Raw genomic sequence first — 1,684 nt, forward strand, 5'->3', positions numbered from 1 at the left:
GTTGTGGCGGGATATTTTGTCGTTCCCGGTTTGGCGGGGAGTGTTGATTAATATCGCCGATCCAGATTTCGAGGCGGACTGCGCCGATGGCATCGCTGAACGTCAGGCTGGTTTTTCGGTACCACGCTGCGGCGTATGGGGTGGTGGTGCTGGTGAGCAGATCGCAGGCCCATAGCGATACGAGGGTGTAGAGACCGAGCAATGTTGGGGTGGTTCGTGCAATGGCCTTGTCGGACCATTGCCGTTGGGTCTCAACGCCAAGGTGGGCGCGGGTCTCGGCGAACGTGACCTCGATCTGCCAGCGGCGGACGAACAGGGCGATGATGTCGGCGGGCTCGAGGGCGATGTCTGTGCTGAAGAAGGCTTGGGGCGCGCGTTTACCATCGGGATCCCGGACCAGCACCCAGCGGATCGGCATTACCGGGGTACCGGGCCTGTACCACAAGGCGGTATCAGACGTGATCTCGAGCGTCTTGCCGTCGACATGGCCATACCAGGCGGACACGATGATCCTGGCCCAAGTCGTGGCGGGGTTGGACAGGAGGGTCTTGAGCTTTGGTAGTGCTGGACCTTTTTGCGCTGGCCGGCCGAGGGTGCGCGTGGTCCGCTTTGGCGGTGGCGCAAACAGGCTGGCATCCAGTCGCAGCCGGCTGATGAGCGTTGCCCTGGCAGTGATGGCATGGGCCAGTTCATGGACGGCAAAGCTGCTGTCGCCTACGAAGATGACGCGGCGCCCTGGCAGCCAGCGACAGAGTTGCAGTGCGCCCTGCCGCGCCCAGTCGGTCAGCAGCTTATGGCGCCGCCCACGTTGATGGTCGGATCGCTCGGATGGGGCAAGCAAGGTCAGGACCGGCAAGGCCTTTACCAGGCTCGTCCATGGCACCGGGGTCAGCACCATGAAGCTCAACCAGCGCAGGCCACTGGCTTTGACGAAATGGCCATGGCTGGAGCGCACTGGATCCCGGTAGATGCCCCGTGCGCTGATCCGGCGTCCCCATCGGCGTTCGATGGTGTCGTCCATGCCAATGACGATGGGGCCATCGGGCACGAGCCGTTCGACCACGAGGCCCAGCAATCGCCTGGCAACGGCACGGGGGCTCCAGCAGGCTCGGTTGAAGATTTGGTGGTAGCTTGCAAAGTTGGCGGCCTCGGCCCTGCCGGTCATGCGCAAGCAGGAGCTGACGGTCCGCTTGCCCGGCGCCAGCAAAGCTCCCATGACCAGAACAAGGACATGTTCCCAACTGGGCGCTGTGAAACAGGTGCGCAACTCTTGGAGCCACTGGCGCAGGATCTGAGGAACGGCATCGCTGACGGCGGCGTTGGGATGGTGCAGCATCCCATGCTTCGAATCCCGGCCAGCACATGTTGCAAGGCAATGACCGTGCGGCGAAGTGAATCAGACCTGACTAGGGCTGCGGCAGCTATGACTGCACAATGGAAAAGGACGACATAGCCCTGCGCATCGAAGCGTTCGACCAGGCCAATGGCGGCGGCGTTGGCTGGTACAAGGACAAAGGTGCCTACCACCTGTACCTGCTGGCAACCGAGGTGCCGATCGCCCGTCTCAAGCCGATCGGCAGAGGCGATGAGGTCAAAATCGCCTACTGGTCACACCGGCGAAAATGGGAAGACATCGACGATATGGGAGGCTGCAGCCTGCCCCTCGATCAGGCGCTCAGCCACA

At 62.6% G+C, this 1,684-nt stretch carries 2 protein-coding genes; one reads left to right on the forward strand and one right to left on the reverse strand.

Annotation, left to right across the window (positions count from 1 at the left end):
• The coding region (locus QQK95_RS33355) for an IS701 family transposase (RefSeq protein WP_284278840.1) at positions 1 to 1,336 on the reverse strand (1,336 nt) is incomplete at its 3' end.
• A 98-nt stretch (positions 1,337 to 1,434) separates the two neighbouring features.
• On the opposite strand from QQK95_RS33355, the gene QQK95_RS33360 reads away from it, so the two are divergent.
• The coding region (locus QQK95_RS33360; protein WP_284278841.1) for a hypothetical protein at positions 1,435 to 1,684 on the forward strand (250 nt) is incomplete at its 3' end.

This window comes from Mesorhizobium huakuii (assembly GCF_030160235.1).
In the GTDB taxonomy this organism is placed as follows: Bacteria; Pseudomonadota; Alphaproteobacteria; order Rhizobiales; family Rhizobiaceae; genus Mesorhizobium; species Mesorhizobium huakuii.